Genomic DNA, 25,611 nt, shown 5'->3' with positions numbered 1-25,611 from the left:
GGTTTTCTAGCCCCAAAGCGGCAGGCCAGACAAGGCGGCAAGCGCAATTACAACATAGGCCGCCGCGCGATAGCGCGCTTCGTGTTCCGGGTTAAACAACCATCCGCCGAGCCAGTTTCCGGCAAGGTTTGGCAGGGCGAGAACCAACCCCAATCCGACCGTCGCCAACGTCAGGCGATCCATCCCGCCAAGGTATCCGAGGATCAGAAAGTCGAACCCGAACAGAAACAACAGGATTGTCGCCCGGATCACCGCGACAGGCAGCGGCCGGGACATGTAGAATAGGATCACAGCCGGGCCAGGCAGGCCCGCGACGCCGCCCAGAAATCCTGCGGCGCCCCCAATTGCGGTGACCATTGTTCGACTGACTTGCCCCTGATAGCGCATGCCAAGGATCAAAATGGTCAGCATGAGCAAGGCAAGAAAACTGACAGCGTATCGAAAAACCTCAGGCTCGATCCTGGTAAGCACCCAAAGACCAACGGGCAATGCCACGGCGCACCCCAGCAACAACCGGAACAGATCACGGCGATCGACAAGGCGCCAAGCCGGTCGCAAATTGGGCAACGGCCCGAAAATATCCATGATCGTCAATGCGATCAGCGCGCCAAAAGGACCCAATTGAGGCGTTGCCAGGGGCAGAAAAACAAGCGCGGTGCCAAAGCCCGAAAACCCACGCACAACGCCGCCCAGAAAAGCGGCGGCAAGGACGACGGCCAGCCCGGGAATGGACTGGCCGAAGACTTCAGGCATCGATGTTGGCGTATTGGTTACCCGCGTTGTTCGATGGCTTGGACCAATCGCGCTTGACGCCCAACCACAACAGGATGGTCGATGCCACAAAGACCGAGGAATACGTTCCCACGATCACGCCCCAGATCATCGCAAAGACGAAACCACGGATAACATCACCGCCAAGCACATAAAGCGAGATCAGTGCGAGCAATGTGGTAACCGACGTCATCACCGTCCGGCTGAGCGTTTCGTTGATCGAGATGTTCAGAACCTCTTTGAGGTCCTTCTTTTTGTACTTTCGAAGGTTCTCACGCACACGGTCGAAGACGACAACGGTATCGTTCAGCGAATACCCCACAATGGTCAGAAGGGCCGCGATGATGGCCAGATCAAACCGAATCTGAAGCTCAGAAAAGATGCCAATCGTCAGGATGACATCATGCACCAAGGCAGCCACAGCCCCCAATGCAAACTGCCATTCAAAGCGCAGCCAGATGTAGACCAGAACCGCGCCAATGGCGAGAACCACAGCAATCACAGCGGTCTGGATCAACTCACCCGAGACCTTTGGTCCAACGGATTCGACCGAAACGAACTGGATATCCGGCGCGGCAACCTTCAATGCGTCTTCCACCGCAGTTACGATCGCGGCTGAAACGGCTTCGGCATCTTCCTGCGCCTGAATTCGGATCATGGCGACGTTTTGATCCTCGCCAAAGGTCGGGTCGAAAATCTCGGTGATTGTGACGTCGCCCAGTTCCAGCGGCGCAATGGCGTCGCGGTAAGCGCCGACATCAATTTGCTGCGCGGATTCCGTGCGAATGGTCGTGCCGCCTCGGAAATCAATGCCGAAGTTCAAGCCCTGCACCAGAAAAGACGTGAAGGCGATGACCATCATCAGGCCCGAAATGCCCAGCCAGACCTTCCAGCGGCTGAAGAAATCGAACGAGGTGCCTTGGGGGACAAGTTTCAGTCTCATGTCAAACCTCGATCATTTTCGGACGGCGACGTTCGAACCACATCACGATCATCAGGCGCGTTACAAAGATTGCAGTGAAGACCGAAGTCAGAATGCCCAGACCCAGAGTAATGGCAAAGCCACGCACGGGGCCGCTGCCCATGGCAAACAGGATCGTCGCGGTAATGAATGTGGTTACGTTTGCATCCAGAATTGCCGACAGCGCCTTTTCATATCCAAGCTCAATTGCGCGGGCCGGGCCTTTGGCGGATTTCAGTTCTTCGCGGATGCGTTCAAAGATCAGCACGTTGGCGTCCACCGCCATACCGACCGTCAGAACGATACCCGCAATGCCCGGTAGGGTCAGCGTCGCACCAATCAGTGATAGCAGCCCGAACAGCAACCCGACGTTGATGATCAGCGCAATGTTGGCAAAGACACCGAACAGACCATAGCTGAGCGCCATGAAGGTCAGAACCGCAGCAAAGGCCACGATGGTGGCGACTTTGCCGGCATCAATACTGTCCTGCCCAAGTTCCGGGCCGATGGTGCGTTCTTCGAGAAACTCCAGCCCGGCAGGCAAGGCACCGGCGCGCAGCAGAACCGCCAGATTGGTGCTTTCTTCGACCGTGAAGTTTCCGGTTATGATGCCGGACCCGCCCGGAATGTGACTTTGGATAACCGGGGCCGAGATCACCTCGTCATCCAGAACGATCGCAAACGGCGCGCCGATGTTTTCCAGCGTGTAGTCGCCGAATTTTCGCGCCCCCGACGTGTTGAAGCGGAAGCTGACGGCGGGGCGCCCGTTCTGGTCGAACGACGGTTGCGCATCGACCAATTCCTCACCCGTCACCACCGGAGCGGCCTCGATTGTGTAGTACACACCGCTTTCATCAATTGACGGAACAACTTCTTCACCAATCCCCGGTACCGCGTCCGGGTCGGTTCCGCGGCCAATCACGGGATTGAACGTCAATTGCGCCGTCGTGCCGATGATTTCCTTCAACTCGCCGGCACTGCCGATCCCCGGCACTTGAATCAGGATGCGATCTGCGCCCTGACGCTGAATGGTCGGTTCGCGTGTACCAACCTCGTCGATACGTCGACGAATGATCTCAAGTGCCTGACGCACGGTGCGGTCATCGGTCGCCAGCTTTTCCGCCTCGGTCAGTTGGACAACGATGGTATCGCCTTCGGCGCGGGCTTCGATATCGGTTGCCCCTACCCCCGTTAACGTCTGCACCTGGCGGGCAAGACCACGAACAACCTCAAGCGCGCGAGGCATCCCTTCGGGCTGACTGATACGCACGCGAATCTCATCGGGCGGCGAAGGTTGCTTGCGGATTGTGCCCACGGTTGAACGTTCGTCCCGAAGGACATCGCGGATTTCCGGCCACATCGCCTCCATCCGGGATTCGTAGACATCCTGAACTTTCACCTCGGCCAGCAAATGAGCGCCGCCGCGCAGATCGAGGCCCAGATTGACCAGTGAGGACGGAAGAAAACTCGGCCACTCAGCCGCCTGCGCCTGCATTTCAGGCGTGTCGACACCAAGTTCGATCGCCGCTTTGGCGTCATTCGATTGCTCGACCCGTGTATAGAACGCATTCGGCAGGGCCAAGATCAGGCCGATCACACAGACCAGCCAGATCAGAACCCGCTTCCAGGTATCAATTTGCAGCATTACCCTGCCTTTTCAAGGGATTGTCGCGCGAAGTTACTTCGCCGGTTCGGTCTTGTTCAGCACCTGTGCAATTGTGGCCTGAACCACGCGAACCTTAACGCCGTCGGCGATCTCAACCTCAAGCTCTCCGTCTTCTTTGACTTTGGCGACCTTGCCGATCAAGCCACCTTGCGTGACAACCTGATCGCCCCGGCGCAGCGCCTCGACCATGGCCTTGTGTTCCTTCATTTTCTTCTGCTGAGGACGGATCAGCAGGAAATACATGATACCGAAAATCAGGATCAGCGGGAGAAACTGGGCGATTGCGCCACCTTCCATGGGATATTCCTTTGTTCTGGTGATGCGGAGTACGCTCCGCAAAGTTGGCGGGAACCTATGCTTTGCATCAAGTGTTTGCAAGCAATGGCGACGACGGAACGCACCTGCCATAGGCAATATCGGTCACGGTTGTTTCGCAGCGTTGCAGATATGTCCTAGGCACACATGCACAGTCCGATATATTCGAAATATCGGAGGGCACATGGGAAGACACTTCAAACCCTTACAATCGTTGGCGCATTTCCTTGTTGCTGCGGCGATTGTTTTGTCGCTTTCCCTTCCCCTTTGGGCGCAGGAGGCCGCGGATCAGGAAACCGAGGTTGAGGACGCACAATCCGATGTCTTCAAGGCCCCGGTCATTGTCGATGGCGACATCCTGTTCCGGCTGCGTGGGTCCAGTGCACTGCCCGCTCCGGAACGTGCCGAACGGGTTCAGAACCTCATTGTCTCGGTCGCCGAAAGCTCGGATGCAACGGACGTTGCGATAACGTTCGAGGAAACGGATCTGGGTGTCTGGATTCTTGCCGACGGCCAACGGGTTTCCATCGTTACCGAGGCGGACTCCGAACTGGATCAAATGGAAGTCAGCGTCCTCAGCCTGTTGCACGGCGACGCCATTCAAGAGGCAATCCTGGCTTATCGCGCCAACCGCACGGACGAAGCCCGCGTATCCGGCGCGATCGAGGCGGCGGCCTGGACCATTGGATTTGTCGTCTTTGTTCTTGCGATCCTTTGGCTTCACCGCAGGATCAGACGCAGAACGCTTAGATTTGTTAAGCGTTACCTGCGGGACGTGGAAACCGCGACTGCCAAAAGCGTGCAGGCCGAAGCCATCGCCGCGCTCGTTCGCTATGGCCTGAATTTCATTCTACTGGTCGTCTTCTTTCTGGGGTTTTATTATTACCTGTCCTTCGTTTTGCTGGCTTTTGCCGAGACGCGCTATTTTGCGCAGTTGTTGCTGACCTATTTGACCGAACCGGTCCTGCTGATCTTCAAAGGCATCATCAGCTACATCCCGAATCTGATCATGCTGGCGCTGATCACATGGGTCACGCTTTACGTCATCAAGGGCATGCGCGTGTTCTTTGACGCGGTTGAGGCCGGCAGCTTTGATCTTGGGGATTTTGAGCGGCACTGGATCAACCCCACCTTCAATATCGCCCGCGTCGTTGTCATCCTGATCGCGCTGGTTTTTGCTGTTCCCTATATTCCGGGGTCGGATTCGGCAGCGTTTCAGGGTTTGACGATCCTTGTTGGCGCGATGCTGTCTTTGGGTGCGAATTCCGTTGTTTCCAACATGCTGGCGGGATTGTTCGTAATCTATCGCCGGTCAACATCGGTCGGCGACCGTATCCAGATCGGCGATCACATTGGGGACGTTGTCCAGATCAAACTGATGGAAACGCATCTGAAATCGATCAAGAACGAATTGATCTCGATCCCCAATGCACAGCTCATGAACTCGGACGTGGTGAACTTTTCAAAGAAAACCGACGGCAGCGGGCTGTTGCTCCATACCACTGTCGGCATCGGGTACGAAGAACCGCCCGAAAAAGTCGAGGCGATGCTGATCGAAGCCGCCAATCGCACCAAGGGCATCAAGGCCAAACCCGAACCCTTTGTCTTGTGGACGGCACTGGCGGATTACGCGATTAACTATCAGATCAACGGGTATACGACGCGGGGCAGCATCATCCCCAAGATCCGATCTGACCTGCATCGCAATATTGTGGCCGTGTTCAACGAAAACGGCGTCCAGATCATGACTCCGTCGTACATGGCCGATCCGCCCGACCCGAAAATCCCGTCGGAAGAGTGGGATGGCCATTTGGCGCATGAAATGCACCCGGTCGCGGATAAGTCGTAACCGGTGCTACACCCTGCCTTTCAATTCGTGCATAAGCGGTTGCAGTGATTCACGCTTTCAAGGATCTGAGATATGCACGACATCCGCGCCATTCGCGAAAACCCTGACGCATTCGACGCCGCCCTTGCGCGCCGCGGGGACGCGCCGGTGTCGTCAGATCTTTTGCGACTGGACGAGAGCCGCCGCGCCAAGATTCTGGCTGCCGAAACCGCCCAAGCCGAGCAGAACAAGGCCAGCAAAGAGGTCGGTGCCGCCAAGGGTCGCGGGGATGAGGCTGAATTCGAGCGCCTGCGCGCGTTGGTGGCCGAAAAGAAGGCTGAAGTGGCCCGGATGCAGGTCGAGGCCAAGGATCTGGATGCGTTGCTAACCGATCAATTGGCCCGCATTGCCAACTTGCCTGCCGAGGATGTGCCGGAGGGCGCTGACGAAGAAGATAATGTCGAGGTCAATCGCTGGGGGACACCCCGGGAATTCGACTTCACGCCGAAAGAGCATTACGACATCCCCGCCGTCGCCGCTGCGATGGACTTCGAAACAGCGGCGAAAACCAGCGGCAGCCGGTTCGTAAATCTGTCCAAAGGTATCGCGCGCATCCACCGCGCTTTGGCGCAGTTCATGCTGGACACGCATATCGACAAGAACGGGCTGACCGAGATGCAAACGCCGGTTTTGGTGCGCGATGAGGCGATGTACGGAACCGACAAACTGCCCAAATTCGGCGAGGACAGCTATCAGACGACAAACGGCTGGTGGTTGATTCCAACGTCCGAAGTCACGCTGACTTATTCGGTCGCAGGGGACATTCTGGACGAAGCCGCCTTGCCCATCCGCATGACCGCACACACCGTCTGTTTCCGGTCCGAAGCCGGCAGTGCCGGCAAGGATACGGCGGGCATGCTGCGCCAGCATCAGTTTGAAAAGGTCGAGATGGTCTCGGTCACGCATCCGGACAAATCGGATGAAGAACAAAAGCGCATGTTGCGCTGTGCCGAAGATTTGCTGGAACAGTTGGGCATCCCGTATCGCACCGTTGTTCTGTGCACCGGTGACATGGGTTTCGGCGCGCGCCGCACCTATGACATCGAGGCGTGGTTGCCGGGCCAGAACACGTATCGCGAGATTAGTTCGGTCTCGACCACAGGCGATTTTCAGGCCCGGCGCATGAATGCCAGATTCCGCCCCGAGGCGGGCGGCAAACCCGAATACGTCCACACGCTGAATGGCTCTGGGCTGGCCGTTGGGCGCTGTCTGATTGCGGTTCTCGAAAACGGTCAGAACGCGGATGGCACAATAAGATTGCCTGACGTCCTGGCACCCTATCTGGGCGGAAAACTGAACCTGCAAACCGACGGCACGTTGGAATAAAACTGGCGCCCCTTAGGGCGCCGTTTTCTTCAGGACGGGGCGAAGCGGGTTACTTCTTCGCCTTTTTCTTGTCTTTCTTACTGGCGGATTTCTTGTCCTTTTTCTTGTCGGACTTCTTTTTGTCGTCCTTCTTCTTATCGTCTTTCTTTGACTTTTTGCCCTTTTTGGACTTTTCCTTCACCTTCTCCTTTGCGCTTTTGAAAACAGCTTCCATTTCGGATTTCTTTTTTGCTGCTTTCTCGGCCTTTGCCTTGGCCTTGGCTTTTTTCCTGGCTTTGGCCTCGGCAGCGGCCAATTCAGCGGCCGCGCGCTCTTCGGCCGCTTTGCGCTCGGCTTCGGCCTTTTTGGCAGCCGCAGTCGCAATCGCCGCGGTCGAACGTGTCGCCGGTTTGCGGGCGGCAGGCTTGCGTGCCGCAGGTTTACGGGTGGCCGGCTTTCGGGCCGGCGCACGGCGCGTTGTTGCCTTGGCGGCAGGTTTGGCGCGTGTCGCTTCTTTTGCCGCAGCAATCAGGATCGGAGCACGTGCAGCCCCAATTCGGGGTACGTTTACCAGATCTGCGGGTTTGGCTTTGGCCAGGTCCTCGGCGGTTTTGATGCCGGTGGCGCTCAGCGCTTGTGCCAGTGCAGGTCCTACGCCACGCACCTCGGTAACTGCGGTCATTTCGGTTCCTTTCGTTAACTCCTCGGATATGTATATACACAGCATATACGACCAGACAAGAGCCGGATGCCCTGCCCCAAATTTTCAGGTTCAGCCACTTTGCGCGAGTTGGGTCGCCTCATGCTTTGGAAACGGCACCAGCCGGTTGGCATCTTCATCCCACAGCTTAAGGGACAGGGCGGCGACCGCTTCGGGAAACTTGATCCGGCGCGGCGTGTACTCGGGCGGCAGGTTGTAATGGCATGCCCGTAGCCGATAGGACGGAATACGCGCGTTGAAATGATGGATGTCGTGCAGCGTGATACATGCCACGGCATTGTCGAACCACCAGCCGAAATCCAAAGCCGAAGAGCCCTGCAAAGCCGCCAACTGAGGGTCCAGATCCGGACGACGATCCCAATACGTATCCTCGAAATTGTGCTGAAGGTAGACGAGGAACACCCCAAGCATCCCGCCCAACAGCGAGAACACGAGCCAGACCAGAATACCGGTTGCTCCGGCAATCAGATACAGAAGCCCAAGGAACACGATGATCGACAGGTTGTGCAGCAAGACGCCTTTGACACCGAACCGAAGCGTGTTCTTGGGCCATCGGTAGCGGATGAAATAGGTGAACAGCGCGCCCACAGGCACAAGGATGAAAGGATTGCGATACAGGCGATAGAACAAACGGGTTTTCCAATCCGCCTCGTTCCACTCCCGCACGGTCATCGTATGAATCTCGCCCGTCTCTCGATGATCGAGGTTACCGATGCCCGCGTGATGCAGATTGTGGTTCTGTTTCATCACCTCGAACGGCGCAAAGGTGAACGGCGACAGGCCGTGCCCAGCCCATTCGTTCTGCTGTCGGGTCTCGAACAGCGAATGATGGCCACAGTCGTGTTGAAGCACGTAAAGACGCACCGCCGAAAACGCAAATACGATCCCGGCGGGAACCATGACATACCATTTATCGACATGGACGATGGCCAGTGTCAGCGACGTGAAATACACCGCGAACGTTCCAAAATAGCTTAGCGCGGCTAACTTATTGTCCTGAACCGCGTATTGTCTTGTGTATTCCCTTAAATCCATCAAGCCCGCTCCCCACGATGGCCCTGCAGAAAGTCGTTTCAAAGCTAAAGCGGAAAACCGCATGGCATCGCGCGCGAAAACAAATGCACGCAAACGAATGCTAGCGCGAGGAGATGGGGCTGTCACGCCCCATGCGCAAAAACGCATAAAATTGGCGCAGTTACGCCCGACCCTTCAGATGCTTTGCAAGGGCACCAGCGTTCTTCTTGCGCCGTCCTTTATAGGGGTTCTTGTCGCCCTGTCCGCGCAACGTAAGGCGAATTGGCGTCCCGGGCATGTCGAAGTCTTCGCGCAAGCCGTTCACCAAATACCGGGAGTAACTGTCAGGCATCTTGTCAGGGTGCGAGCACATGACGACAAAGCCCGGCGGGCGGGTTTTGGCCTGTGTCATGTAGCGCAGTTTGATCCTTCGACCTTGCGGTGCTGGCGGCGGATGCTGTTCGAGCATGGCGGTCAGCCAGCGATTCAGCGCCGCCGTTGGCACTCGGCGGTTCCACACATCATGCGCCCGCAGAATAGCGGCGCGAAGGCGTTCCAGACCCCGGCCCGTTTTTGCCGACACCGTGATCAATGGGGCACCGCGGAGTTGTGGCAGCAAACGCTCGAACGACTCCTTGAGGTCGCGCAGTTTTTCCTGCTTGTTGTCCTCAACATCCCATTTGTTCACTGCCACCACCACCGCACGACCTTCACGCTCGGCCAGATCGGCAATGCGCAGGTCCTGCTGTTCGAAGGGAATTGCCGCGTCCAGAAGAACCACCACGACCTCGGCAAACTTGACCGCGCGCAACCCGTCCGAGACTGAGAGCTTTTCCAGCTTCTCTTGCACTTTGGCCTTTTTGCGCATCCCGGCTGTATCAAAAATCCGCATTGGTGTGCTGTCGCCATCCGGGCCACCCCAGTCTACGCGCAGGCTGATCGCGTCGCGTGTGATCCCGGCTTCTGGGCCGGTCAACAAGCGATCCTCGCCAATGATCTTATTGATCAGCGTGGACTTTCCCGCGTTCGGGCGCCCAACCACTGCCACCTGCAAAGGCTTCGCGTCCGAGATCAGCGGTGCTTCTGCTGCACCCTCTTCGTCCAGCTCAACATCCGTTTCCGGCGCGTCGTCCGTCTGCCGACCCTCGGCTGCATCGGCCAACGGCATCAGTTGAGCGTAAAGGTCGGTCATGCCCTCGCCATGTTCACCGGACAGGCGCACAGGCTCACCGAGGCCCAGATTATAGGCCTCGAGAACACCCGCATCCGCTGCGTTCCCCTCGGCCTTGTTGGCTGCAAGGATCACGTGTTTCGACCGTTTCCGCAGGATTTCAGCGAACATCTCGTCGGTCGGGGTCAGACCGACCCGCGCATCAATCATAAAGAGGCACACGTCGGCCATGTCCACCGCACGTTCGGTCAAGCGCCGCATGCGACCCTGCAGGCTGTCATCCGTCGCGTCCTCCAGTCCCGCCGTGTCGATAACGGTAAAGCGCAGATCGCCCAGACGCCCCTCCCCCTCGCGCAGGTCGCGCGTGACGCCCGGCTGATCGTCAACCAAGGCCAGACGTTTGCCGACAAGGCGATTGAACAGGGTGGATTTGCCCACGTTGGGGCGGCCCACGATGGCGAGGGTCAGCGACATGGTTCTCAACTTTCAAGACTCAAGATGCGCCCTTTAACGCATCTTGCAGTCAACGGAAAGCGTGCAGTTCGCCCTTGGTCGACACGACGTACAGCGTCTGGCCCGCGACAACCGGCGCAGTGGTCGCGCCATTTGGCACTTCGACCTGATGAACAAGCGTGCCGTCGACGGGGTTGAAGAAGCGCAGAAACCCATCATTCGACGCCACGACAACGCGGCCGCCCGCAACAATCGGCCCGTAATGCGCAAAAATCGGGCCCCGGCGTCCGGGACGGTCTTTGACAAAGCCCGGCAAGTCCTGCGCCCAGACGATCGAGCCGTCCGCTGCATCCAACCGCACAAGCTGGCTGCGGTCACTGATCAGAAACACGCTGTTGCCAGCAGGCCAGACGGTGTCCACCGCGCCTTCGGGCGCAGTCCAACGGCGGTCACCGTTTGTGGCGTCAAATGCGACGGTGCGGCCCGAATGGTTGCCGATGTAGATCGTGCTGCCGGATACCATCGGCCCGCCGGTCACATCCACAATCCGTGCCGCAGCCCGCCCCCGACGCCCGCCGGCAACCGACGCGTTCCAGCGGCTGATACCACCTCTTTTGAAGGTCGCCGCGATATCGCCGGAGCCAAAGGCAAACACGGCCAGATCCGAGGTCACGACCGGCGCCGGGGCACCAAGCACGTTGCCAACGCTGGGTGTCCCGTCAATCTGCCAGATAATCCGCCCGTCATTTGTATTCACGGCCCAGCCGGTCTGGTCACCCGCAACAAGATACAGCAATCCGTCGCTGACCAGCGGCGCGCCACTGCCTGTGGCGTTCAGTCGTTTTTGCCAACGCTGCGCACCGGTCTTGGCATCAAGCGCAGTTAACCGCCCAAACCCGGATGAGACGTAGAGAACCCCATTTGCATAGGCCAGGCCACCTCCGGTCGCGTCCTGCTCTTTTTCCGTGGCCGGAATCACGTTGGTGCTCCAGGCAACCTGCCCTTGCGGCGTGACAGCCGACACCGTGGCTCCGGCGTCGAGCGTATAGATCAGCCCGCCAGCAACGACCGGGTCCGCCGTGATCCGCTGCTTGCGCGTGTCACCAGCCCCGATCGAAGTCGACCAAACGCGCTGAGGCGTCGCGCGGAGCGCGGCATTGGTGGTACGGAACGCCTGTGTGCCGGGGCTCTGCGACCAACTTGCGTTCGCGCTTTGAGATGGCAGGCTAATAGGTTTGGATCCGCGCAACTCGACAGTTTCATTGTCGATTGTCGGGCGAATGTCTTCTCGCTCGCCGGGCAGAACAATATCGGTTTCCTGACAGGCGCTAAGCGTGATCGCGGCAACCGCCGAGGCCACCAGTCCAAAACGTGAATAAAATCTTGATACCATGCTCTTTTGAACTCGCCTGTCGTTTTCTCGCTGCTGCGGCAGCTCAGCCTTGTGGTGCCGCCACCGGCTCGGGCTCACCCCCGAGCGCCACGATCAGCTGGGCAGCGCGTTGTTGCAGGTCAAAGCTGGCTTCTGCGTCCTGACGCAGAGCTTGCAGGCGATCTATCGCCGCTTGCGTATCACCTTCGGACATATCGATAAGAGCCAATTGCTCTTCTGCCAGCAGGCGCAATGGTGCGCCCGGCACGGCCAAGGCTTCGAATTGTTGACGTCGATCCGACGCAGGCAACGCGTCGGACTGCAGCAGCAGCGCTTTGAAGCTTGCGATGTGCCTGTAAATCTCCGGCAAGTCACCCTGAACCGCGATGGCGTTCAGGCTTTCGACGGCTGCAACCTCGCTTCCGGTTTCGGACTGAGAGGCGGACAGCAGCATTTTCAGAACGGCGTCACCGCCGGGCGATTGCGCCGCAACGCCTTCCAGATCGGCCGCACGGGCCGCCGAGTCGTTTTGTTCCAACGCAGACAGAATCGCGTCTCCCAACGCTTCTGCCTGACTGGCATCGCGGGCTTTCCGGTATTCGTTGAACGCGGCACCCCCGACGATGGCGACAACGGCAACCACACCAACCCAGCCCCACCGACGCAAAAGCAGGTACATGCGATCGCGCCGCACCTCTTCGGTGACCTCTTCAATAAAACTGTCGGCGTCGCTCATCCTGCCCCCCGGGCTATCTGTTCGGCTTTCTGGCGCCATGTCATACCCCGCCGCCACGGCCAAGCCAAGTGCCCGAATCTACACATTTGGTGATCTTGCCGCACCTCTTGCCTAAAATAGAAAACCGAACTAATTAGTTCAGCATGGACATGCCGAGGCGACGTCCCCATCTCAATGCATGTACGCCAATGATTTTAGGCGAAGATATCTGAGCGAGGCTTTGTATGCGGTTGATTTCTCTTATCAACGCGGTTTTGGTCACCGTTGCTTTGTATTTAGTGGTTTTTCAGCGCGATGCGCTGTTTGCGTTCGCCGGTTTGGGTGATGATGCTGCCGAAACCGCGGCGGGCGGCGAAGATGACGCTACGGCAGCATTGGAAGACGCGGTGGGCGTGGTGGCCTATCGCTCGGTCGCGCGGGAAATCGGCAGCGCGGTTCAGCTGCGCGGACAAACCAAGGCGAACCGCCAGGTCGAGGTTCTGGCCGAGACAACTTCGACCGTTCTGTCAGAGCCCAAGCGCAAGGGCAGCTTCGTTGAAGCCGGGGACTTGCTGTGCGAGCTCGACCCCGGCACCCGACCGGCAAGCCTGGCCGAAGCCATGGCGGGCAAGTTGGAGGCCGAAAGCCGCATTCCCGAGGCCGAAGCCCGTCTGGAAGAAGCCCACGCGCTTGTGGCCGAAGCCGAAATCAACCTGAAAGCGGCCAACAGACTGTCCGAAAGCGGGTTCGGTTCGGAAACGCGCCGTATCTCGAGCGAAGCCGCGATGAGCAGTGCCGAAGCTGGCGTGAAGTCGGCCGAAGCCGGGCTGGAAGCCACACAAGCCGGGATTGAAGCCGCCACTGCCGAGGTTGCAGCCGCCCGCCGCGAACTGGACAGATTGACTATCGAAGCGCCGTTCAAGGGTCTTTTGGAAAGCGACACGGCGGAACTGGGCAGCCTCATGCAGCCCGGATCGCTATGTGCCACGGTCATCCAATTGGATCCGATCAAGCTGGTCGGCTTCGTTCCCGAGACCGAAGTAAACCGTATTGTCGTGGGATCGACGGCGTCAGCGCAGCTTGTCACCGGTTTGCAAGTCGACGGTCGGGTGACCTTCCTTAGCCGTTCGGCGGACGAAACAACCCGGACATTCGAAGTTGAAATCACCGTCCCCAACCCGGACCTTCAGATCCGGGATGGGCAAACAGCGAACATCCAGATCGATGCCGAGGGCGTAAAGGCGCACCTTCTGCCGCAATCGTCCTTGACCCTGAATAATGATGGGCAATTGGGTGTGCGCACGGTCGGCGCTGGAAACGTCGTTGACTTCATGCCGATCCAACTGTTGCGCGACACACCCGAAGGTGTCTGGGTCGATGGCTTGCCGGAAACGACTGACGTTATTGTCGTTGGACAAGAATTTGTGACTCGCGGTGTTTCGGTCGCGCCCACTTATAGGGAAGCATTGCAATGACGGGCGTCGTCAGTTGGGCCGCTGGCCGCGCCAGAATGGTGCTGGCCTTCATCGCGATTTCGCTCATGGTTGGCGGGTTTGCGTATGTCGGCCTTCCCAAAGAAGGCGAGCCGGACATTGAAATCCCGGCCCTGTTCGTTTCGGTTCAGTTTCCCGGCATTTCGGCTGAGGACTCCGAAAATCTGCTGATCAAGCCGATGGAGACCGAGCTGGCAGATCTGGACGGGCTGAAAGAAATGACAGCCACCGCCGCCGAAGGTTACGCCGGTGTCGCGCTGGAGTTCGACTTCGGCTGGGACAAAACCGCGATCATGGCGGATGTACGCGACGCGATGAACAGCGCGCAGGCCGACTTCCCGGAAGGTGCCGAACAATACACGCTGACCGAAATCAACCTGTCAGAATTCCCGATCGTCATCGTCAACCTGACGGGTGCCGTTCCGGAACGCACGATGGCGCGCATTGCCAAAGACTTGCAGGACGAGCTTGAGGCACTGGATTCGGTTCTGGAGGCGGGGATTGCTGGCAATCGCGACGAATTGCTTGAGGTGATCATCGACCCGTTGCGTCTTGAGGCCTACAACGTATCGGCGGATGAGCTGATCACGGTGGTCCAGAACAACAACCAGTTGATTGCAGCCGGTGAGGTCGAAACCTCACAAGGTACATTCTCGGTCAAAATCCCGTCGTCTTTCAAAACCGCAGAGGATGTCTACAGCCTGCCGGTCAAGGTCAACGGGGACCGGGTTGTGACGATGGGCGAGTTGGCCCAGATCAATTATACCTTCGAGGATCGCGAAGGCACGGCCCGTTTCGACAACGAATCCACGGTCGCCCTGCAAGTGGTCAAACGCAAAGGGTTCAACCTGATAGACACCGTGGCGCAGGTCAAGGAAACGCTTGCTGCCGCGCAGGAAAAATGGCCAGCCGAAATGCGCGCCGCTGTAGATGTAGGCACCTCGAACGACCAAAGCCGCATCGTGGACTCGATGGTGCGCCAGTTGGAAGGTTCGGTTCTGACCGCAATCGCGCTGGTGATGATCGTTGTTTTGGCCTCGCTGGGAACGCGCGCCGCGCTGCTGGTGGGCTTCGCGATTCCGACCTCGTTCCTGCTGAGCTTTGCATTTCTGGCGGTCATGGGGGTCAGCATTTCGAACATGGTGATGTTCGGATTGATTCTGGCCGTCGGCATGCTGGTCGACGGTGCCATTGTGGTGGTTGAATACGCCGACAAGCGCATCAAGGAAGGCATCGGGCCGATGCACGCGTATGTCGAGGCGGCTCAACGGATGTTCTGGCCCATCGTGTCCTCCACCGCGACGACCTTGTGTGCATTCTTGCCGATGCTGTTCTGGCCGGGTGTTCCGGGCGAGTTCATGAAGATGCTGCCGATCACGCTGATTTTCGTGCTGTCGTCCTCACTGATTGTTGCCTTGATCTACCTGCCGGTTGTCGGTGGTGTTTCTGGTCGTCTCAGCCGTTTCTTTGATCGCACGTCGAACTGGCTGCGGCGGGTGTCGCCCTGGTGGGTGCGGGCGGTTTTGGTGCCGCCATCGCTCTACATGATTTTCCTGGGCGCGATGCAGATGTTGAACCCCGACTATCTGCTGCCTGGCGGCAGGATCGCTGGGGCACTGTTGTTCCTGTTTGGGGCGTTTGCCGGTTCCGTCACCTTGAGCGCGGCCAAGATCGAACGTCGCCGAGAGGAACGGGTGCACACCTCGCGCGAGCGCACGCCGTTCGGTCGGGTGGTCAAGTTCCTTGTCGGCAACCCGATCATGCCTATCGTATCCATCATAGTGGTAGGCTTTGCCGTGATGTCGGTCATGGGGGCCTTCGCCGCGAACAACCGTGGTGTCGAGTTCTTTGTCGAAACCGAGCCAGAGCAGGCCACGGCCTTTGTCCGGGCAAGGGGCAACCTGTCTTTGCAGGAAAAAGACGCGATGGTTCTGGCTGCCGAGGCCGTGATTGGCGCACATCCTGCGGTCACAAACGTTTTTGCCTTCGCTGGCGAGGGCGGGCTGACCCAGAATGATGGTGGGGCGTCTTCTCCCGCTGATACGGTTGGTCGTGTCCAGTTCGAGATCACCCCGTGGGAAGATCGGCCAAACATTTCCGAACCCGTTCTTGGCGGCCTGTTCGAGCAGGAGATCATTGACCCGGAATATGATGGCGACGTCGTTCTGGACCAGCTCGGTGCAGAGCTTGCGAAGATCCCCGGAATTGTCGTGGAAATCCGCCCGCTCGAACAAGGGCCAGCTTCGGCCAAACCCGTGCATTTGCGCATCAAGGGGGATGGTTGGGAAGAGCTGACCACCGCGGCGCTGTCGGCCCGCGAAGTCTTTGAAGCCACCCCGGGCCTGATCCAGATCGAAGACACCCTGCCCCTGCCCGGCATCGACTGGCAGATCGACGTGGACGTCGCCAAGGCAGGCCGGTTTGGTGCCGACGTTGCCACGGTCGGCGCGATGGTTCAGCTGGTCACGCGCGGCATCCTTCTGGGCGAGATGCGTCCGGACAATACCGACGAAGAGGTTGAGATTCGCGTCCGCCTGCCCGAAGAAGACCGGGTACTTTCGACGCTGGACTCGCTCAAGGTGCGTACACCGGACGGTCTGGTTCCCCTGTCCAACTTCGTGACCCGCAAACCGGTCGCCAAGCTGGCCGAAATCAACCGGATCGATCAGCAAAGGTATTACGATGTCAAAGCGGACGTCGAGCCAGGCTTGTCGAAGGTCGTCGTCGATGGCCCGGACGGTGTGGAACAGCGCCTGGCCGTGGTTCGTGCTGTTCCCGAGGGCGAAGAAGCAAGCGGCACCGCCATTACCGGCGCAGACGGCGCGCAATACGAATTGCTGCAACTGACCGGAGCCGAGTCCGTTGACGCCCTGCGGGCCGAAATCGAAAGCGGGGATGCGCGTTTCACGCTGATCAACCCGAACGAACGGATCGCGGTGCTGACCGAATGGCTTGATACCGGACCATTCTCGAATGTCATCAGCTGGGAGTGGACGGGCGACCAAGAGGACCAGGAGGAATCCGGTGCCTTCCTGATGAACGCGTTCGCGGGGGCATTGGGCCTGATGTTCGTGATCCTGCTGGCTCAGTTCAACTCGTTCTACAACTCGGTGCTGGTGTTGCTGGCGGTTGTTCTGTCTACCACGGGCGTGCTGATCGGCATGCTGGTGATGCAACAGCCCTTCTCGATCATCATGACCGGCACCGGCATCGTGGCGCTCGCGGGGATCGTGGTTAACAACAACATTGTTCTGATCGACACCTATCAGGAATACAGCCGGCAAATGCCGCGGATCGAGGCGATCATCCGCACGGCAGAGGCGCGTATCCGCCCTGTTCTGTTGACGACGCTTACGACGATGGCCGGTCTGACGCCGATGATGTTTGGCCTGTCGCTGGACTTTATCAATGGCGGATATACCATCGACAGCCCGACGGCACTTTGGTGGAAACAACTGGCGACCGCCGTTGTTTTCGGGCTGGGCATTGCCACGGTGTTGACGTTGATCGTCACGCCGTCGTTCCTTGCGCTGCGGGTTTGGGTGACGACCTACGCAATCTGGCTGGCAAAGCTGTTGGCCCGCGTGTCGTCAGGCCGATCCAGCCGGAGAGCACAGGACATGCTGCTGAGCCGCGCGGCGCGCGAGATTCAATCCACCGAGGTCATCTGGTCGGATGAGCGAATTGCGGCGTCGGACCTGCATGATGCGCAGGATGACCGCCCCGATCATCCGCCAACGACGCCGCTGAAAGCAGCAGAATAAGGAAGGGCGAGCCTGTTGGCTCGCCCTCAGTTTTTAGAGGTTCGTGTTATTCTACGAACGCGTATTCGCCCAATTCGCACAGGTCCAAGCCATAGTCTTCGACCGACGCGCCATCGCTGAAGACGCCGCGAATGTCATACACGCAGGTGGTCAGACCATCTGCGATCAATACGCCGACTTCGTAATCCGACGCCAGATAGCCGCCCTGTAACAAGTTTCGTTCCCAACTGTCGGAAGAGGCCGCAGATACGTTGAATTCGACCAGATCAACGCTGGTTTCGTTGATGATCAAGAACTCCAGATCTTCGGCCATTGCTGCCGTAGCAAAGATTGACAAGGCAGTCAAAGCTGCCGCTGCTCGCGATTTCATTCGGTTATCCCTTGTTGTGCTTGGGCCGCACGCATAGCGTGTTGCGGTCTTCGCAAGATGTCGGGATGGGCGTCTCGCGTCAAACACAAAACGGGCTTTGGGCATCTGTATAGCTATGCGATCAGGCGGCCTGAACATCCGCCTGTTGGCGGTTCCATAGCTGTGCATACCGACCGTCACGCCGCAGCAGTTCTTCATGTGTGCCCTGCTCGATTATCTCACCCTGTTCCAGCACCACGATTTGATCCGCTTCGGCTATCGTGCTCAGACGGTGGGCAATGGTGATCACTGTGCGCCCTTCACCCGCGCGTGACAGCGCGTCCTTAATGTCCTGCTCGGTATCTGTATCCAGCGCCGACGTGGCCTCGTCCAGCAACAGGATCGGAGGGTTCTTGAGAAGCGTGCGCGCGATGCCGACGCGCTGCTTTTCACCGCCGGACAGTTTCAACCCACGCTCACCCACCTTGGTGTCATACCCCTGCGGCAGGCTTTCGATGAATTCATGGATTTGAGCAGACTTGGCCGCTGCTTCGACCTCCGACTGGCTGGCCCCGTCCCGTCCGTAGGCGATGTTGTACCGGATGGTATCGTTGAACAGAACGGTATCCTGCGGCACCACGCCAATCGCCGCGTGCAGGCTGGATTGTGTCACATCACGCACGTCCTGCCCGTCTATTTTCAGCGCGCCTCCGGTCACGTCATAGAAGCGGAACAACAGCCGCCCGATGGTTGACTTGCCCGACCCGGTCGCCCCGACGATGGCAACAGTCTGACCCGCAGGAACAATCAGCGATACGCCTTTGAGGATTTCGCGATCCGCCTCATATCCGAAGCGAACGTCTTGCAAAGCGACCTCGCCACCCGTCACTTTCAGATTTGGCGCACACGCCTTGTCTGATACCTCGGCTGGCTGTTCAAGCAGGTCGAACATCTGCCCCATATCCACCAGCGACTGTCTGATCTCGCGATAGACAGTGCCCAGGAAATTCAATGGAACGGTGATTTGGATCATGTAGGCGTTGACCATCACAAAGTCACCGACGGTCAGAGTTCCGTTTTGCACGCCCACCGCTGCCAAAACCATGACGCCAATCAAACCGGCCGTGATCAGCATGGACTGTCCGAAGTTCAGAAATGCCAGAGAATAAGCCGTTTTGAGCGCCGCTTTGGCATAGGCTTTCATCGACACGTCATACCGGTCGGCTTCGCGCATCTCGGCGTTGAAGTATTTGACCGTTTCAAAGTTCAACAGGCTGTCGATGGCCCGTTGATTGGCTTCGGTGTCCTGATCGTTCATCTCGCGCCGTAGCTTCACGCGCCACTCGGTCACTGCGAAGGTGAACCAGATGTAAAGGGCAATCGTCACCGCAACGACAACCAGATACCAAACGTCGAACAGCCACATCAGGATCACCGCCACCAACAGCAACTCAAGGATCAGCGGCCCGATCGAAAACAGAAGGAAACGCAAAAGAAATTCGACCCCTTTGACCCCCCGCTCAATGATACGGCTCAGACCGCCGGTGCGGCGCGTCACGTGGTAACGCATCGAGAGTTGATGGATGTGCTTGAACGTCTCCAGCGCCAGTGCCCGAAGCGCGCGTTGGCCGACCGGCGCGAACATCGCATCGCGCAACTGTTGGAAGCCAACATTCGTCATCCGCGCCACGCCATACGCAACCGTCAAGCCGACCGCACCAAGCGCCAGCGGAGGCACCCCCTCGCCCGCAAGACTGTCCACCGCGCCTTTGTACAAAATGGGCGTATACACGGCGATCAGCTTTGCCATGACCAGCATGATCAACGCGAGGGTCACACGGCGTTTGACCCAGGGCTCGTCATCGGGCCACAGGTAAGGGGCAACCTTTCGGATCGTTCGCCACCCCGAGCGACGCTCGTCCGGCTGCGGCATGTCATCGGAATGCATCGGGGGCGCTTTCCTCATCACGTATCTTGACTGCGGTCTGAGATTGGACCGGCCCGGCAAAGGGCCAGTGCTTTTGTCTTATTCCGGGATCGTGAAGATCTGTCCGGGGTAAATCAGGTCCGGGTCTCGGATCGACTCGCGATTTGCTTCAAACAGACGGACATACAGAACCCCATCGCCGAACCGTTCGCGGGAAATGGCCCACAGCGTGTCGCCCTTTTGTACCGTCACCGAGCGGATCGGTGCAGCTTCGGGGCCGGTCGTGCCTTCTGCCGCGCGCAACGTCTCGATCGGTTCACGCTTGAACGGAGTTTCGATCCGGCTCACGACATTACCCTCGGGCGAGACTTCGTCGACGCGCAAGGTGTAAACGCCGGGGTCCACGTCCTCGATCTCTCCGCGCCACTGGCCATCGTCGACCGGGTCAAGATCCGCCACCAACTGATTATCCAGATACAGCCGGACCGAGGATTCGTCCTTCACGCGTCCGGTCAACTCGACCTCACCGGTATCTGAGTATCCAATCGTATCAAGCGCCACCTGATCCGGAGGCGTGTCCTCTGCCGGGGGTTGGACCAACTCAACACCCTCTTCCCCCGATCGCAAGATGGCGACCTGCTGGCCTTGTTCCGTTTCGGTTTGCGGCTGGGGTCCGGTCGCAGATCCGCTGCCCGGATTTTCATCCACCGCGGCGAGTTCTGTCTCTGGTGCTTCCGCTGCCGGCTCGTCAGCCCGGCTCACTTCGGCATCTTCTCCCGCGTCGTTCGGTGCAGCCAAACCTTCGGCCTCTGCAACCTCTTCCGTCGGTGTCGATGGCTGCGCCTCGGCGACTTCTTGCGTGGACGCGTCCGACTCTGACGGCTCGGGCTCTGCCACAGCGGGCGCGCCTGGCTCGGGGGCGGGCTTGGGCAAGGCGGCGATCAGGTAGTCGTCGGATCGAACCGGTTGATCCCCGCCCGGCGTCTCAAGCACCAATCCACGCGCGTCATCTGCGAACGGGATCAAAACAAACTCGGCAAACTGCCCGGTTTCGTCGACCGTAAAGCTGTGTACCGACTCGCCATCCAAAAGCACGTTGACCTGTGATCCGGGCGCGGCGTTGCCGGACAGGACCGCGTTGCCATCGGGTTCGACGAAAATCTGGTCAAGAACCGGCGCTGCCGTGGCCGACGCCGTTTCTTCCGACTCTTCCTGAGTGGGTTCAGGTGCCTGTGCAGATTGTTCCGGTTCTTCGGTGATGGCGGGTTCCGCTTCGGCCTGCGCATCCTCGGCTGGCGCAGCAGGTTCGGCTGTTTGGGGTGATGTTTCTTCAGGTTGTTGAACTTCGACCTCCTGCGGCGCAGGGGCGCTGCCGAAGACACCTGCCAAATACAGACCGCCTGCCCCCAGCAGGACGACGAGACCCGCAACCAGCCCCCAGATAAACGTTCCAGAGCTTCCGCTTCCCGATTTGGCGTTCATTTCTGTCCTTTCACTCCGCCCCGTAAACGCCCTGAGTGGCAGGCATTCCAACGGACGGTTGAGCCAATCTATCAATCCCGCTATCAGGGGTCAAAACCTCTGACACAAGCCCGGAGATACCCATTCATGCCCCAGAAATCTGTCTGTGTGTATTGCGGGTCACGCAATGGCGCAAATCCGGCTTATGCAAGGGCCGCCAGCCAGTTTGGCACCCTATTGGCGGAAGCCGACTGGCGTCTGGTTTACGGCGCGGGCGACGTCGGGTTGATGGGAGAAGTTGCGCGAGCGGCGCAGGCGGCCGGCGGCGATACTTTCGGCGTTATCCCGGTGCATCTTTTGCAAAGAGAGGTCGGTAAGACGGATCTGAGCCGGTTCATTGTCACCGAAACGATGCATGAGCGCAAAAAGGTCATGATCATGAATGCCGACGCCGTGGTTGTTATGCCGGGCGGCCCTGGTTCGCTGGACGAATTGTTCGAAGCGTTGACATGGCGGCAGCTGGGCCTGCACGACAAGCCCATTCTGGTTATGAACATTGATGGCTATTGGGACAGCCTGCACACGCTGCTTGAGCGTGTTATCGGTCAGGGCTTTGCCGACACTTCCCTGTCTGATTTCATCACGTGGGTCGCATCGCCCAGCGAGGCCATGACCTGCCTTCGTCGTTTGATCTGAGGCCGGGCGGCCAACACCGCCCGGCAATCGCTGGACCAATCAGGCCGGTTTTGCCAGACGCGCCGTCAAAATCTGTTCAACCTTGTGGAGTGGGTGATTGGTCAGGGTCTTATCAACCTCGGCCACAACCTTTGCCAGAACATCGCTGTGCAGACGCCGCCGCAGCAGCCCCAGAACGTGCGGGCTTGCGACCAGCACGAGACGCTTGAACGCGCCTTTCAGCCCGCGCCGGTTCAACAGGTTCGCGACATCTTGCACAAACAGAGATTTGGCATGGGTCTTCCATTGGTCTTCTTCGACTGCGGATTTCTGCCTGGGCCCGCCGTCATATCGACGTCCGGCCCGGTCCGTCGGTTTGGCCTGTGGCGTGTCCGGTTCTTCGACCGATACCACGACCAGATTGGGATCTTGCGCGTCGGTGATGTTCTCCATCACCAAGGCCTTTTCCCCATCCGCAATGATGACCCATGTTCCCTGTTCAAGTGCTGCCATAGTGGTCTCCTGTTAAGGTTGACTAAGCAATCCCTCGCCCTTGCAGGCACAATTCGAGCGGCGCGCGAACGGTACAATTCGCGCGAAACAAACCTGCTTGTGACTATTTGGCGGTTCTCTCCCTACCGCATACTATAGCTAGGTACTGCTTGGGCCCGTACAATAGGGTCGCGTCCGAAAGTTGACGTTTCGGCAGGTTTCCACCGGGGATGGGATCAGGCGGAAAGCTCTATCACCGTGATCTCGGGCGTTACGCCAAAACGCACAGGCAGGATTGAACAGCCGATGCCACCCGAAACCACCAGATCACGCCCATCCTCACGCACATGACCATAGGCATAGCGATTGCCGAACCGCGATGGGACCATGGGCGACCAGCCGAACAATCGCACCTGTCCCCCATGCGTATGACCCGAAAGGGTCAGCGCCACCCGATCCGAGACTTTCGGAAAAATGTCAGGCTCATGCGCCATCAACACAACCGGAGCGTCATCCGAGATCTGCGTCAGGGTCGCAGGCAGATCATCCAGCCCCTGATACCGGCCCGGCCCTTTTACGATGGCCAGTTGATCCTCAAGCCCTGCCAGCCAGAAGCCGGCATCCTCAAGCTTAACCGCAGCGTTGGAGAGCAACTGAATACCATGTCGTTGCAACGCCTCGCCATAAAGGTTCGGCCCGCCACCCCGGCGCTGCGCCTTCAGGTCATCCCACCAGTCGTGATTGCCCAAAATCGCGTAAACCCCATGCTTTGCTTCCAAATCAGCCAGTACAGGGGCCAGATCGTCTATCACCACCGGTTCGGACACAAATCTGTGCCCCGCTGCAAAATCACCCAGCAAGAGGATCAGATCGGGCGATAACGCGTTGGTCCGGCGCACGAATTGCCTGATCCGATCCAGCCCCATATGGGGTTCGCCAACATGCAGATCGGTCAAAACTGCGATCCGCACCGGTCCGGCCGTCCAGTCCGCACGTTTCAGACGCCACTTCTGAACGCGCAACCGTAACCCGGGCTCGATGAAGAACCCGTAGGCGGCAACAAAAAGACCTGCCAGCGTGGTTGCTAGCAGGCCCTTGATAAACCCTCGTCGGGTCAAAGATCACATCCGCGACGCGACGTTTTCCCAGTTCACCAGATTGTCGAGAAAGTTCGACAGGTAGGCCGGGCGTTTGTTGCGGAAATCGATGTAGTAGCTGTGCTCCCACACGTCGCAGCCCAGCAGCGCGGTTTGACCAAAGCACAGCGGGTTCACGCCGTTCTCGGTCTTGGTCACAGCCAGCGAACCGTCTGCGTTCTTGACCAGCCATGCCCAGCCCGACCCGAACTGACCGGCACCTGCGGCGCTGAACTGCGACTTGAATTCGTCAACCGAGCCAAAGCTCTCGGTCAGAGCCTTTTCCAACTCGCCGGGCATGCCGTAATCGCCGGGTCCCATCATCTCCCAGAACTGGTTGTGGTTCCACAGCTGGCTGATGTTGTTGAAGATACCGTTTTGCGCGACAGCATTTGCGTCATAGGTGCCAACGATGATCTCTTCCAGCGACTTGCCGTCCCATTCGGTGCCCGCAATCAGCTTGTTGCCGTTGTCGACATAGGCCTTGTGGTGCAGGTCGTGGTGATATTCCAGAGTTTCCGCGGACATGCCCTTGGCTGCCAGCGCGTCATGTGCATAAGGAAGATCAGGAAGTTCAAAAGCCATCTCGGCCCCCTGTTGAAATGAATGTTGCGGTTCCAAGGGTTAAATGCTTTGGCTGCGCCCGCAGGTCAAGGGCAGAGAAAAGAAAACTCGGAGGTCCGCGATGCTGATTGAGGCGCGCAAGATGTTCTACCGCGCCCGCGGATACTGTTCTGGCAATCTGAATGGCGAGCCGTTTCGTCTGGACCCCTATCACTCGAAATTCTGGCGCAAGGCATCGGCGGGCGACTGGGAGCCTGAAACCTTCTCCGTTCTGGACCGGTATCTTTCGTCGGACTGTGGTTATCTGGACATCGGCGCTTGGATCGGCCCGACAGTTCTGTACGGTTCCCGCAAAGCCCGGCATGTCTGGTGCTTCGAGCCCGACCCGACCGCGTATCGGCATCTGGCGTGGAATCTGGACCTCAATGGGATTCAAAATGTATCTGCCTTTGGGGTGGCGTTGTCGGATCAATTCGGAGTGGCCCGCATGGCTTCGGTGCGTGGCGAGGCGGGTGATTCCACCAGCTCGCTGCTTCATGACGGGGCACATGGCAGCGATGCTCTGACGATCTCGTGGGACCAGTTTGAATCTGTCAATGATCTGTCTGGCGTTTCACTGGTCAAGATGGATGTTGAAGGGGCCGAGTTCTTTGTTCTGCCGACTCTCTTGCCTTGGCTGAAAAAGCAGAAAGCCGCATTATACCTCTCGCTGCATGCGCCGTTGTTACCGGTGAGCGACAGGCACGGAGCGACACAAAAACTGCTTGAGGCTTTGGCCTTCTATTCCAACTTAAAAGATGAAAAACTGCGCCCCATATCGGTCGGTCAATTGTTGGAACCGGACGCCTTGTCAAAGTATCAGACCGTCTTGTTGCACCATTGAAAGTGCCTGCCTGAATTTCCCGCAAATCTTGTGTTTTGACTTGCAATTTCCCGCTTGAGGTGTTGTCGTGGCAAGACAAAAGCTAAGAAAACAAGGATTTCATGAAACATTTGTCATTCGCTTTATTGACGCTGTTTGGCGCACATGCTGCCGCGGCTGAATCGGTAACCTATGCCTGCGATATAACCAAACTGGATGGGCACGGATGGATCGCGCCCGAGTATTTCTTTCAAGTAGACGTTGCCACCGGCTCGGCGAAGGTCGCAAGCAACCACCATGACTGGACCAACGCACGTTTCAAGAACCGGGGGACAAAAGGCTATCGGATGAATTGGAACCTGACGCTTCCGGCGTCAGCGGGAGGCAACCTTCGCGTTCGGTATCAGGCCAACCTCGATCCGACGGACAATAGCGTCAAGCTTCGCATGGCATTCGTAACTACGAATGCTTCGAACAAGCCTTACGGCACAGGGACGTGCAAAGTTCAATAAAGACAATTAAGCCCCGGACGAACC

General features: G+C 58.5%; 22 protein-coding genes. 7 read left to right on the top strand and 15 right to left on the bottom strand.

Going from position 1 to position 25,611, the window contains the following annotated elements; all coding sequences use genetic code 11:
- Positions 1-6: 6 nt before the first annotated feature.
- The 4 genes from RA28_RS13560 to yajC are packed head-to-tail and all read right to left on the bottom strand — an operon-like array spanning position 7 to position 3,695.
- Positions 7-753 carry a sulfite exporter TauE/SafE family protein gene (locus tag RA28_RS13560; RefSeq protein ID WP_039529800.1) on the bottom strand — a complete coding sequence of 249 codons (747 nt, stop codon included), beginning with the start codon at positions 751-753 and terminating at the stop codon, positions 7-9.
- Positions 746-1,714, bottom strand: coding sequence for a protein translocase subunit SecF (gene secF / locus RA28_RS13555; RefSeq protein WP_039529798.1), 969 nt, complete (start codon positions 1,712-1,714; stop codon positions 746-748). The genes RA28_RS13560 and secF overlap by 8 nt, the downstream gene beginning before the upstream one ends.
- A 1-nt stretch (position 1,715) precedes the next feature.
- Positions 1,716-3,377 carry a protein translocase subunit SecD gene (gene secD, locus RA28_RS13550; protein ID WP_039529795.1) on the bottom strand — a complete coding sequence of 554 codons (1,662 nt, stop codon included), beginning with the start codon at positions 3,375-3,377 and terminating at the stop codon, positions 1,716-1,718.
- 33 nt (positions 3,378-3,410) lie between these two features.
- The gene (yajC, locus tag RA28_RS13545) at positions 3,411-3,695 is read right to left on the bottom strand and encodes a preprotein translocase subunit YajC (protein ID WP_039529792.1); all 285 of its coding nucleotides are present in this window, start codon (positions 3,693-3,695) and stop codon (positions 3,411-3,413) included.
- A gap of 202 nt (positions 3,696-3,897) precedes the next feature.
- Here yajC and RA28_RS13540 point away from each other — a divergent pair, with 202 nt between their 5' ends.
- Positions 3,898-5,562 (top strand): mechanosensitive ion channel family protein, encoded by a 1,665-nt coding sequence (locus RA28_RS13540; RefSeq protein ID WP_039529790.1) that lies wholly within the window; start codon positions 3,898-3,900, stop codon positions 5,560-5,562.
- A 72-nt stretch (positions 5,563-5,634) separates the two neighbouring features.
- On the top strand, positions 5,635-6,927 hold the full coding sequence (gene serS / locus RA28_RS13535; protein WP_039529788.1) for a serine--tRNA ligase: 1,293 nt from the start codon (positions 5,635-5,637) through the stop codon (positions 6,925-6,927).
- Positions 6,928-6,976: 49 nt separating this feature from the next.
- Here serS and RA28_RS13530 read toward each other — a convergent pair whose 3' ends face one another.
- The 5 genes from RA28_RS13530 to RA28_RS13510 all read right to left on the bottom strand — a co-directional run bounded on the left by RA28_RS13530 (position 6,977) and on the right by RA28_RS13510 (position 12,373).
- The gene (locus tag RA28_RS13530; protein WP_039531557.1) at positions 6,977-7,588 is read right to left on the bottom strand and encodes a helix-hairpin-helix domain-containing protein; all 612 of its coding nucleotides are present in this window, start codon (positions 7,586-7,588) and stop codon (positions 6,977-6,979) included.
- A gap of 90 nt (positions 7,589-7,678) precedes the next feature.
- A complete protein-coding gene (locus RA28_RS13525; protein WP_039529786.1) occupies positions 7,679-8,662 on the bottom strand; it encodes a fatty acid desaturase in 984 nt (327 codons plus the stop codon).
- 160 nt (positions 8,663-8,822) lie between these two features.
- A complete protein-coding gene (gene der, locus RA28_RS13520) occupies positions 8,823-10,286 on the bottom strand; it encodes a ribosome biogenesis GTPase Der (RefSeq protein WP_039529785.1) in 1,464 nt (487 codons plus the stop codon).
- A gap of 49 nt (positions 10,287-10,335) precedes the next feature.
- The gene (locus RA28_RS13515) at positions 10,336-11,658 is read right to left on the bottom strand and encodes a PQQ-like beta-propeller repeat protein (RefSeq protein WP_039529781.1); all 1,323 of its coding nucleotides are present in this window, start codon (positions 11,656-11,658) and stop codon (positions 10,336-10,338) included.
- Positions 11,659-11,701: 43 nt separating this feature from the next.
- Positions 11,702-12,373, bottom strand: a complete 672-nt coding sequence (locus RA28_RS13510; RefSeq protein ID WP_039531555.1) for a hypothetical protein — start codon at positions 12,371-12,373, stop codon at positions 11,702-11,704.
- A gap of 224 nt (positions 12,374-12,597) precedes the next feature.
- Between RA28_RS13510 and RA28_RS13505 the strand changes: the two genes are divergently transcribed.
- Positions 12,598-13,827: an efflux RND transporter periplasmic adaptor subunit gene (locus RA28_RS13505; RefSeq protein ID WP_039529779.1), complete on the top strand. Its 1,230-nt coding sequence runs from the start codon at positions 12,598-12,600 to the stop codon at positions 13,825-13,827.
- Positions 13,824-17,609, top strand: coding sequence for an efflux RND transporter permease subunit (locus tag RA28_RS13500; protein ID WP_039529777.1), 3,786 nt, complete (start codon positions 13,824-13,826; stop codon positions 17,607-17,609). The genes RA28_RS13505 and RA28_RS13500 overlap by 4 nt, the downstream gene beginning before the upstream one ends.
- Positions 17,610-17,655: 46 nt before the next feature.
- On the opposite strand, the gene RA28_RS13495 is transcribed toward RA28_RS13500, so the two are convergent.
- From RA28_RS13495 to RA28_RS13485, 3 genes are all read right to left on the bottom strand, one after another.
- Positions 17,656-17,979 (bottom strand): hypothetical protein, encoded by a 324-nt coding sequence (locus RA28_RS13495; protein ID WP_039529774.1) that lies wholly within the window; start codon positions 17,977-17,979, stop codon positions 17,656-17,658.
- Between the two features lie 121 nt (positions 17,980-18,100).
- Positions 18,101-19,924, bottom strand: coding sequence for an ABCB family ABC transporter ATP-binding protein/permease (locus tag RA28_RS13490; protein ID WP_152612089.1), 1,824 nt, complete (start codon positions 19,922-19,924; stop codon positions 18,101-18,103).
- Between the two features lie 60 nt (positions 19,925-19,984).
- The gene (locus RA28_RS13485) at positions 19,985-21,367 is read right to left on the bottom strand and encodes a LysM peptidoglycan-binding domain-containing protein (RefSeq protein ID WP_039529772.1); all 1,383 of its coding nucleotides are present in this window, start codon (positions 21,365-21,367) and stop codon (positions 19,985-19,987) included.
- Between the two features lie 126 nt (positions 21,368-21,493).
- On the opposite strand from RA28_RS13485, the gene RA28_RS13480 reads away from it, so the two are divergent.
- Positions 21,494-22,042: an LOG family protein gene (locus RA28_RS13480; RefSeq protein WP_039529770.1), complete on the top strand. Its 549-nt coding sequence runs from the start codon at positions 21,494-21,496 to the stop codon at positions 22,040-22,042.
- 39 nt (positions 22,043-22,081) lie between these two features.
- Here RA28_RS13480 and RA28_RS13475 read toward each other — a convergent pair whose 3' ends face one another.
- The 3 genes from RA28_RS13475 to RA28_RS13465 form a co-directional block, all read right to left on the bottom strand.
- Positions 22,082-22,534 carry a host attachment family protein gene (locus RA28_RS13475; RefSeq protein ID WP_039529768.1) on the bottom strand — a complete coding sequence of 151 codons (453 nt, stop codon included), beginning with the start codon at positions 22,532-22,534 and terminating at the stop codon, positions 22,082-22,084.
- 215 nt (positions 22,535-22,749) lie between these two features.
- A complete protein-coding gene (locus RA28_RS13470) occupies positions 22,750-23,631 on the bottom strand; it encodes a metallophosphoesterase (RefSeq protein ID WP_039529766.1) in 882 nt (293 codons plus the stop codon).
- A gap of 3 nt (positions 23,632-23,634) precedes the next feature.
- A complete protein-coding gene (locus tag RA28_RS13465) occupies positions 23,635-24,234 on the bottom strand; it encodes a superoxide dismutase (protein WP_039529764.1) in 600 nt (199 codons plus the stop codon).
- Between the two features lie 100 nt (positions 24,235-24,334).
- Here RA28_RS13465 and RA28_RS13460 point away from each other — a divergent pair, with 100 nt between their 5' ends.
- Positions 24,335-25,096 carry an FkbM family methyltransferase gene (locus RA28_RS13460; protein WP_039531551.1) on the top strand — a complete coding sequence of 254 codons (762 nt, stop codon included), beginning with the start codon at positions 24,335-24,337 and terminating at the stop codon, positions 25,094-25,096.
- Between the two features lie 101 nt (positions 25,097-25,197).
- Positions 25,198-25,587, top strand: coding sequence for a hypothetical protein (locus RA28_RS13455; protein WP_039529761.1), 390 nt, complete (start codon positions 25,198-25,200; stop codon positions 25,585-25,587).
- Positions 25,588-25,611: the final 24 nt, after the last annotated feature.

Origin of the sequence: Ruegeria sp. ANG-S4 (genome assembly GCF_000814005.1) — a bacterium.
In the GTDB taxonomy this organism is placed as follows: domain Bacteria; phylum Pseudomonadota; class Alphaproteobacteria; order Rhodobacterales; family Rhodobacteraceae; genus Ruegeria.
This window is presented reverse-complemented; position numbering and strand designations above follow the sequence as displayed.

Bases quoted from the DNA above. Each gene is read 5' to 3' on its own strand.
- RA28_RS13560 (WP_039529800.1), bottom strand. From the start codon at position 753: ATGCCTGAAGTCTTCGGCCAGTCCATTCCCGGGCTGGCCGTCGTCCTT.
- secF (WP_039529798.1), bottom strand. From the start codon at position 1,714: ATGAGACTGAAACTTGTCCCCCAAGGCACCTCGTTCGATTTCTTCAGC.
- secD (WP_039529795.1), bottom strand. From the start codon at position 3,377: ATGCTGCAAATTGATACCTGGAAGCGGGTTCTGATCTGGCTGGTCTGT.
- yajC (WP_039529792.1), bottom strand. From the start codon at position 3,695: ATGGAAGGTGGCGCAATCGCCCAGTTTCTCCCGCTGATCCTGATTTTC.
- RA28_RS13540 (WP_039529790.1), top strand. From the start codon at position 3,898: ATGGGAAGACACTTCAAACCCTTACAATCGTTGGCGCATTTCCTTGTT.
- serS (WP_039529788.1), top strand. From the start codon at position 5,635: ATGCACGACATCCGCGCCATTCGCGAAAACCCTGACGCATTCGACGCC.
- RA28_RS13530 (WP_039531557.1), bottom strand. From the start codon at position 7,588: ATGACCGCAGTTACCGAGGTGCGTGGCGTAGGACCTGCACTGGCACAA.
- RA28_RS13525 (WP_039529786.1), bottom strand. From the start codon at position 8,662: ATGGATTTAAGGGAATACACAAGACAATACGCGGTTCAGGACAATAAG.
- der (WP_039529785.1), bottom strand. From the start codon at position 10,286: ATGTCGCTGACCCTCGCCATCGTGGGCCGCCCCAACGTGGGCAAATCC.
- RA28_RS13515 (WP_039529781.1), bottom strand. From the start codon at position 11,658: ATGGTATCAAGATTTTATTCACGTTTTGGACTGGTGGCCTCGGCGGTT.
- RA28_RS13510 (WP_039531555.1), bottom strand. From the start codon at position 12,373: ATGAGCGACGCCGACAGTTTTATTGAAGAGGTCACCGAAGAGGTGCGG.
- RA28_RS13505 (WP_039529779.1), top strand. From the start codon at position 12,598: ATGCGGTTGATTTCTCTTATCAACGCGGTTTTGGTCACCGTTGCTTTG.
- RA28_RS13500 (WP_039529777.1), top strand. From the start codon at position 13,824: ATGACGGGCGTCGTCAGTTGGGCCGCTGGCCGCGCCAGAATGGTGCTG.
- RA28_RS13495 (WP_039529774.1), bottom strand. From the start codon at position 17,979: ATGAAATCGCGAGCAGCGGCAGCTTTGACTGCCTTGTCAATCTTTGCT.
- RA28_RS13490 (WP_152612089.1), bottom strand. From the start codon at position 19,924: ATGAGGAAAGCGCCCCCGATGCATTCCGATGACATGCCGCAGCCGGAC.
- RA28_RS13485 (WP_039529772.1), bottom strand. From the start codon at position 21,367: ATGAACGCCAAATCGGGAAGCGGAAGCTCTGGAACGTTTATCTGGGGG.
- RA28_RS13480 (WP_039529770.1), top strand. From the start codon at position 21,494: ATGCCCCAGAAATCTGTCTGTGTGTATTGCGGGTCACGCAATGGCGCA.
- RA28_RS13475 (WP_039529768.1), bottom strand. From the start codon at position 22,534: ATGGCAGCACTTGAACAGGGAACATGGGTCATCATTGCGGATGGGGAA.
- RA28_RS13465 (WP_039529764.1), bottom strand. From the start codon at position 24,234: ATGGCTTTTGAACTTCCTGATCTTCCTTATGCACATGACGCGCTGGCA.
- RA28_RS13460 (WP_039531551.1), top strand. From the start codon at position 24,335: ATGCTGATTGAGGCGCGCAAGATGTTCTACCGCGCCCGCGGATACTGT.
- RA28_RS13455 (WP_039529761.1), top strand. From the start codon at position 25,198: ATGAAACATTTGTCATTCGCTTTATTGACGCTGTTTGGCGCACATGCT.